The sequence below is a fragment of the Kaistella sp. genome, from assembly GCF_041824135.1.
Taxonomy (GTDB): domain Bacteria; phylum Bacteroidota; class Bacteroidia; order Flavobacteriales; family Weeksellaceae; genus Kaistella.
In genome coordinates this window covers 1-7,350 of record NZ_JBGZYM010000032.1, presented here as the reverse complement: position 1 = coordinate 7,350, position 7,350 = coordinate 1, and the positions used below count along the sequence as shown (strand labels likewise).

Here is a 7,350-nt window from a genome sequence, read left to right as displayed (position 1 = left end):
CTTGAATTGTCAAACCAAGCGCAACGTTTTTCGAAACAGCACCTCATAAGCACATTTCCACCCCAAACATTTTCTGGGGCGAAGGTTGATTTTGTCGGTAACCGCTTGAATCTGCGCTGCGCTGTATTGGCCCAAATCCTGACGCTTGGGAAAATACTGACGCAGCAAACCGTTGGTGTTTTCATTGCTGCCCCGCTGCCACGGCTGGCCAGGCTCCGGAAAATAAAACGGTACCTGCAATTCGTCACTCAGCTGCGCATGCGAGGCAAACTCCTTACCCCTGTCCGGCGTAATCGAGCGCAATGGCATATCACGCAGTACGTCGAGCATTCCTGCTTTGAGTGCTTGTGCATTTTTCTTGGGCAGCCAAACCGTCATCAAATACCGGCTTTTGCGTTCCACCAGGGTTAACAAGACCGCCCCTCCTTGTTTGCCGGCTACGGTATCCGCTTCCCAATGGCCAAAGCGCGAACGGTTGTGTGCCGAAACCGGGCGTTTTGCCAATGGATGGCTGATGGCGATTTTGCCCCGTTTCTCCACCTCTGCAGACTTGCGCCGCCGTTTGCCTTTGTGGCGCAGATGCCATCGGGCTTGTTGCCCGTCCCGATCCGGGCGACCTTGTCGGATGGCGCGGTAAATGGTGGCATAGCTCACACTGAGGGCACTGTTTTCCTGTTTCATGCGCGCCTCGATCTGCTCGGGTGACCATTGCCGGTCCAGCAGCATTTCCTGTACGCAGGCCAAGCGAAGTGCACAGGCGAACTTGGGTTTGGGACGGCAACGGGTTCGCCGTTGCCGATAGTGTTCTTCTGCCTCGCAGGCACTGTATGGCCGGGCAGCTGCATTGCGCCGCAACTCGCGTGAAATGGTGGATTTGTTGCGGTTAAGCACCCGTGCCATGTGGCTGATGCTGACGCCTTGGTTGAGCATCAGCATGATACTTTCGCGCTCCAATGGTGTAAGATGCCGGTAGGTGTTCATAAAGCCTCCTTGTATGCTTTTTGTGTGGTAACAAAATCATACTGCTTTATGGGCACCTCTTCGCATTTGTTGCATTTAGATTGTCAATTCAAGACATAAAATCAGACTTGTGATAGAACATCATCTTGCCCAAGAAGCCAAAGAACTCTTTGATGGCGAGATAGAACTTGATGAAAGTTATTTTGGCGGTATCCGTAAGGGCAAGCGTGGTCGTGGTGCTGGTGGCAAAACTGCTGTATTCGGTCTTTTAAAGCGAAATGGCAAAGTTTATACCGCCTGTGTTAAAGACACCAAAACCGATACGCTGATGCCTATTATTACAAGCAAAATCAAGCCTGATAGTATTGTTTATACAGACTGCCACAAAAGCTATAATGCTCTTGATGTGAGTGATTTTAAGCATTTTAGAATTAACCATTCCAAAGAATTTGCAAAAGACTCTAATCACATCAACGGCATCGAAAACTTTTGGAATCAAGCCAAACGAGTGCTTAGGAAAGTACAACGGCATTAACAAGAAACATTTTCATCTTTTTATCAAAGAATGTGAGTTTCGCTTTAACTACGGCACACCATCTCAAAAGCTTAAAACATTGAGAAAATGGTGTGGGATTTAAATCTTATCTACGTCGGCCCCATTTTAAATCATTGATTTTCTATTTTGTTTATGTTACACTTATTTTCAATGTTATATATTTGGGAGGGATATTTGTGGAAAGTATTAATTTTACACTTTGCACGCCTTATGAGAGAAACAGAGTTTACAATTTATGGTATAAAATATATTTTGAAGAAATGGGTAGAAATAAAAATTATGCCAATCATGATTTAAAACAAATATCTGATGATATGGAAAATAGCTCAATTATTATTCTTGCAAAAGATAATAATGAAATAATAGGAACTTCAAGAATCCATATCTATCCTGATGTTGCTGGAAAAATACCTTACTATGAAGACTTGTACAAATTAAAAAATTTTTCCATGGAAAATAATGGAAAAATTTGTATTGTTACAAGGTATATGGTTGATAAGAGTTATAGAAAAATCGGATTGGGATTTTATCTTGCTTTGGCGACTGTAAACTATTGTATAAAAAATAATATTCGTTGGATTATTATGGATTGCAGTCCAAATCTTTATGAATATTTTGAGAAAATAGGCTTTTCTGATTATTTGAGCATACTTCATCATAAAGAATATGGCGAGGTAAAAATTATGAAATTTGATGTATTTCAAAATCCTACAAAAATTTTGAACGATTCAAAGCATCAGTCAAAACTTGAAAAATTAATTTTGTTTTAAGGAATGTGTGTAGAACTGAAATATTCTTAGGTACAAATGAAGAAGAGTGGAGGAAAGCTCAAGAAATTATATCAAATGCTACTATTGGGATTGCTGGTTGTGGTGGCATTGGTGGTGCTATGGCTCTTCGATTGGCTCGTTTTGGTGTAAAAAAGCTAAAACTTGCTGACCCTGATAATTTTGATTGGTCAAATATCAATCGCCAATATGGTTCAAGCAAAGATACAATAGGGCTTAATAAAGCCGAAACTGTTGGTAATTTAGTTTATGAGCTAGCAGGAGATGTTGATATAGAAATATACAAGGACGGAATCACGGTAGAAAATGCAAAAGACTTTGCTAGTGGATGTGATTTAATTCTAGACCAATTAGATTTTTATGTAGTCAAAGAAAAATTTGCCCTGCACAGAGCTTTTAGAGAAAATCAAGAAACCAAATTAATTTTAGCTTGTTCTGTTGTTGGTTGGAATGCTCATTTATACAAATTTGAAAAAGATAGTATGAAAATTGAGGATTGGTATGGAATAAATGAAAATACTGAAAAAACACCTGAATTAACCGAAAAATTAATAAAATTATGGTCTCCAAAACTTCCTTTGTTTCCCACTTATGAAAAAATTACTCAATGGATAGAACAAACAAAGGCTGTTCCAATTTTTACTGGTGCACCACCTTTAGCTGAAGGAATATTAACACAAAGGGTTATATTATCTTTAATTAACAAAGAATTTCCTCCTTATGGAAAATGGTTGCCACCAATTCCACAAATGTATATTTTTGATGCTGGAACTCTATCTGGTGAAATTGTAACATCAGATGGAAATTTTAAAAATAAAAAAGAGTTGGAAATTCTATGGAGTAACTATGATAAATAAAATTTTATTAATTTCCCTTTCTCTTTTTGTCAATGTATGTGTAGCCAATGAGTATTGGACTACAATTAATACTGATTCTAATAAATTACGGTGTGCCGATGGCACATCGTATAATTTCCATTACAAAAAAGGAAATGAAAATTTATTGATTTTTTTTAATGGTGGCGGTGCTTGTTGGGATTTTGATTCTTGCAATAGTATTGATAAAGACAAATACCAATTAAATACTTATGAAGAGAATAGTAATCTTCCCTATAATCAGCCTAATTATTGGGGTGGTTTGCTTGATTTTAAAAATAATAACAACAACATAAAAGATTGGAGTGTATTAAATCTTCCTTATTGTACAGGAGATTTATTTCTTGGAAATAAAAATACAATTTACAAAAAAAATAATAAAGAAATACAAATTTTTCATCACGGAAAAAATAATTTGAATTATGCACTTGAATGGCTAAAAAGCAATGATAGTAGGCATTTTCAAAAAAAACTAATTGTTGGCTCAAGTGCTGGCGGTTATGGTGCTATTTTGAATTCCAATTATGTTAATAAAGTGATACCATCAAATCAAACTTATGTTTTTTTTGATGCTTCTGATGGTGTAGTTTCCAAAACTTTTGAAGATAAGGTATTTTCAAGAAATAGTGTTTGGGGATACAAGCCAACATCAACAAAAAGAAATGACTATATCATTAATAGATACAATCAGATTATTTCTAGTAATCCACATATAAAATATGGTTCATTTACCACTTCAAGCGATATTATGCAAATATTATTTTTTAACATTATGAATAATAGCCCCAACAATTGGCTGAATATCTCTAATGAATCCATAAAAGATTGGCAATACAAATCTTCTGAAAATCAAAAATTTTTATTAAATAATAGAAATTATTTTACTTATATACAAGATGATTGTATTCATTCTGGATTAAGATATAATGATAGCTTTTATAATTCAGATAAAATTTCTTTCAATATTTGGTTTCAGGATTTTTTGAATGACAATAACTATTCAAAAGGAAGCGAATACTTATTCAGGAAAACTTTCTTTACCGAAGAAGAAAGAAATAAGTGTATATTTAGAGCAGTTAATTCAGTAAAAAGAGGTTAATTATGACAAAAGCCCCTATAAGAAACCAAAGCGATTTTATAGAAAGTGCAAGCGTAACAGCCTTAATGCGGTCATTATTATCAAATGAAAGTAATTTTCTAAAAAATCCTGATTATTTAGCAAAATATTTTGTAACAGAGAAATGGGGTATTTTTTTAGAAGATATAGAAAATTCAAAAAAAATACTCTCCGATAGAGTTCCAGGCTGTATGAATTATCATTTAGTCAGAACAAAACAATTTGATGAATTTTTATTGAATTGGACTAAAAAAAATAATTGTGGTCAAATTATCTTGCTTGGTGCTGGTCTTGATAGTAGAAGCATTAGATTTCATCAAAATTTGTCAAATTTTGATATTTATGAGCTAGATTTATATTCAATGCTAGAATATAAACAAAATATCATCAAGAAAAATAATTTTTTATGCAAAAGTAATTTTGTTCCTATAAATTTTGGCGTTGATAATATTTTAGATATTTTCAAAAAAAATAATATAAAATCAAATCAACCAACATTTATATTATGGGAGGGTGTAACATATTTTTTAGAAGAAAATACGGTTAAAGAAATTCTTGCAGATTTTAATTCTTTTTTTGAAGAAGAATTAACCATAACATTTGATTATGCCTACAAAGACTATATTGATGGCAATTTGAATTTTTTTGGTGCAAAAGAATTAAATAGAGAATTACAAAATATTGGAGAGCCACATATTTTTGGCATAGACCCAAATGATGTTAATTCTTTCGTGAATAATCTAAATTATGTCATTTACGAACATTTTACAGCTAATGATTTAGAAAATAAATTTCTAAATAATAGCTTTAACATTCACGGATTCCACGGAATATTAAATTTAGTAAAAATTTGATTTTTTATTAAATTTAATTACAATTATCTTTATTTCAATAAGGTGTATTTATGAAAAATTTAATCAAAGAAAATGAATGTCTAATTATTGGCAATGTTTGGGATAGCCTATCCGCTATTATTCACGAACAAGCAGGATTTAAGGCATTAGGTACTACTAGTTGGGGTATATCAAATACTTTGGGGTACAAAGATGGTCAAAATATATCATTTGATGACCTAAAAAATGTTGTGTCTCAAATACTAAAAGTAATTAATATACCTTTATCTGTTGATATAGAAGCTGGCTACTCTGAAGACAATAAAGAAATAGTAGAAAACATCTTAACTTTAGCTAAAATGGGTTGCTCGGGTGTAAATTTGGAAGATTCTATACCAAATAATGGATTAAAAGGTAAAGATAAATTTGCTATTTTGGTTAGAGAAATTAAAGATGCATTAATTTCTAATGGTTTTGATAATTTTTATTTAAATATCAGAACAGATACTTATTTGAATCTTGAAAACCCATTAGAAGAAACCAAAGATAGAGCATTATTATATCAGAATAGTGGTGCTGATGGTATTTTTATTCCGTGCATATCAACAGAAGAAGATATCAAAGAAGTTTTATCAGTTATTGACATTCCACTAAACATTATGTCTATTCCTAATGTTACAGATATTGAAAAATTCAAAAATATTGGCGTAAAAAGATTTAGTTATGGAAACGCTATGTCGGATTGTATTATTTCAGAAATTGAAAAACTTACCAAAGCAATAATTTCCAATAATAATACATCGTGCTTATATGAACACGCCAATTTAACAACAAAATTTAAGTAAAATGAAAAATAATCAATACAATGTGCTATCTGTAGATAGCACATTATTTATTCTAAATGAATCAAAAGACCATTATTTAAAATGGTTATCAGATAATGATTTTCCACCAAAATCATATCTAGAACACCCTTTAAATTCAGAAATTGAACTAAATAAATACAAGAAATTATTTCTTAATAATTTCAAAATTTCATTAGGTGCTTTTATTAGAATAAAAAGAGTATTTTTTATTCTAAATAATACAAAAAATTACAAAAATAATTTATTGTATTATTCTTTTATAGAAACACCTATTGGATTAATGGTTTCTATATGCTCAGAAAAAGGTCTTTGCTTGCTTGAATTTATAGATAGAAAAATGCTTGAAACAGAGATTAATGAATTAATTAACCATTATGATTCAAATTTAGTTTTTAAAGAAAATGAATTTTCTTTAAAAACTAAAAAAGAAATACAAATGTATTTTTATAAGAAATTAAAAAAATTTAATATTGAACTTGATATAATTGGAACTGATTTTCAAAAAATTGTTTGGAAAGAGTTAATCAACATAGATTATGGAGAAACACTATCATACTCAGAACAAGCATTATTATTAGGTATGCCAAATTCAACAAGAGCTGTAGCAAGTGCCAACGGCAAAAATAAAATTTCTATTATTATACCTTGCCATAGAGTTTTAAAAAAAGATAAAAAACTTGGTGGATATGGTGGTGGAATTTATCGCAAAAAATATTTATTGGATTTAGAAAAAGATTAAAAAATATTTACAACTGAACATTTGTAAATATACTGAACACCTAACAACTCTTAACAGTTTAAAATATGTGAATTTCCATATCAGAAGCAAGGCGAAACTGGGACGTTTCACGCACCACTATTCACAACAAAATCAAACAAAAATTGCTTTCTAAAAACGAAAGCGGATTGATTGACCCTGCCGAGATGAGTCGAGTTTTTGGAAAACCAAAAACAAAGCTAAACAAACTGAACACTCTGCACAAAACAGACCAATGAACAGCGTTAAACAGTCAAATTTGACTACTTGAACAAGCCTTACAGTTTGAACAAGAACGCACAAAAGACCTACAAAACCGCTTAACAGAAGCCACCGAACGCATATACGCCCAAGAAAAGCAAATTTTTGAGTTACTGGCGACAATCAAAGACCTATCGCAGGGTATAAAACGCCTTGAAGCACCAAAACGCAAAAAAATTTTAGGAATTTTTTAAACCTTGAATTGTCAAACCAAGCGCAACGTTTTTCGAAACAGCACCTCATAAGCACATTTCCACCCCAAACATTTTCTGGGGCGAAGGTTGATTTTGTCGGTAACCGCTTGAATCTGCGCTGCGCTGTATTGGCCCAAATCCTG

General features: G+C 32.8%; 7 protein-coding genes and 2 pseudogenes. 7 read left to right on the top strand and 2 right to left on the bottom strand.

The features are described 5' to 3' along the window. Positions 1 to 9: 9 nt before the first annotated feature. Positions 10 to 981 carry an IS30 family transposase gene (locus tag ACEYOS_RS03790; RefSeq protein ID WP_373797511.1) on the bottom strand — a complete coding sequence of 324 codons (972 nt, stop codon included), beginning with the start codon at positions 979 to 981 and terminating at the stop codon, positions 10 to 12. A 94-nt stretch (positions 982 to 1,075) separates the two neighbouring features. Here ACEYOS_RS03790 and ACEYOS_RS03785 point away from each other — a divergent pair. The 7 genes and pseudogenes from ACEYOS_RS03785 to ACEYOS_RS03755 form a co-directional block, all read left to right on the top strand. Beyond that, a pseudogene (locus ACEYOS_RS03785) lies at positions 1,076 to 1,598 on the top strand (IS1595 family transposase); the annotation flags it as partial. Beyond that, positions 1,588 to 2,286 (top strand): GNAT family N-acetyltransferase, encoded by a 699-nt coding sequence (locus tag ACEYOS_RS03780; RefSeq protein WP_373797510.1) that lies wholly within the window; start codon positions 1,588 to 1,590, stop codon positions 2,284 to 2,286. The pseudogene ACEYOS_RS03785 and the gene ACEYOS_RS03780, both read left to right, overlap by 11 nt. A gap of 5 nt (positions 2,287 to 2,291) precedes the next feature. Further along, positions 2,292 to 3,161 (top strand): ThiF family adenylyltransferase, encoded by an 870-nt coding sequence (locus ACEYOS_RS03775; protein ID WP_373797509.1) that lies wholly within the window; start codon positions 2,292 to 2,294, stop codon positions 3,159 to 3,161. Further along, positions 3,103 to 4,278 carry a pectin acetylesterase-family hydrolase gene (locus ACEYOS_RS03770; protein WP_373797508.1) on the top strand — a complete coding sequence of 392 codons (1,176 nt, stop codon included), beginning with the start codon at positions 3,103 to 3,105 and terminating at the stop codon, positions 4,276 to 4,278. The genes ACEYOS_RS03775 and ACEYOS_RS03770 overlap by 59 nt, the downstream gene beginning before the upstream one ends. A gap of 2 nt (positions 4,279 to 4,280) precedes the next feature. Beyond that, positions 4,281 to 5,150 (top strand): class I SAM-dependent methyltransferase, encoded by an 870-nt coding sequence (locus ACEYOS_RS03765; protein WP_373797507.1) that lies wholly within the window; start codon positions 4,281 to 4,283, stop codon positions 5,148 to 5,150. 50 nt (positions 5,151 to 5,200) lie between these two features. Then, positions 5,201 to 5,974 carry an isocitrate lyase/phosphoenolpyruvate mutase family protein gene (locus tag ACEYOS_RS03760; RefSeq protein WP_373797506.1) on the top strand — a complete coding sequence of 258 codons (774 nt, stop codon included), beginning with the start codon at positions 5,201 to 5,203 and terminating at the stop codon, positions 5,972 to 5,974. A gap of 1 nt (position 5,975) precedes the next feature. After that, positions 5,976 to 6,734 carry a methylated-DNA--[protein]-cysteine S-methyltransferase gene (locus tag ACEYOS_RS03755; protein WP_373797505.1) on the top strand — a complete coding sequence of 253 codons (759 nt, stop codon included), beginning with the start codon at positions 5,976 to 5,978 and terminating at the stop codon, positions 6,732 to 6,734. 484 nt (positions 6,735 to 7,218) lie between these two features. Here the strand turns inward: ACEYOS_RS03755 and ACEYOS_RS03750 are convergent. Next, positions 7,219 to 7,350, bottom strand: a pseudogene (locus ACEYOS_RS03750) (IS30 family transposase); the annotation flags it as partial.

What these genes read in the sequence shown, in the direction of transcription:
- ACEYOS_RS03790 (WP_373797511.1), bottom strand. Translation starts at nt 981, where the DNA reads ATGAACACCTACCGGCATCTTACACCATTGGAGCGCGAAAGTATCATG.
- ACEYOS_RS03770 (WP_373797508.1), top strand. Translation starts at nt 3,103, where the DNA reads ATGGAAATTTTAAAAATAAAAAAGAGTTGGAAATTCTATGGAGTAACT.
- ACEYOS_RS03765 (WP_373797507.1), top strand. Translation starts at nt 4,281, where the DNA reads ATGACAAAAGCCCCTATAAGAAACCAAAGCGATTTTATAGAAAGTGCA.
- ACEYOS_RS03760 (WP_373797506.1), top strand. Translation starts at nt 5,201, where the DNA reads ATGAAAAATTTAATCAAAGAAAATGAATGTCTAATTATTGGCAATGTT.
- ACEYOS_RS03755 (WP_373797505.1), top strand. Translation starts at nt 5,976, where the DNA reads ATGAAAAATAATCAATACAATGTGCTATCTGTAGATAGCACATTATTT.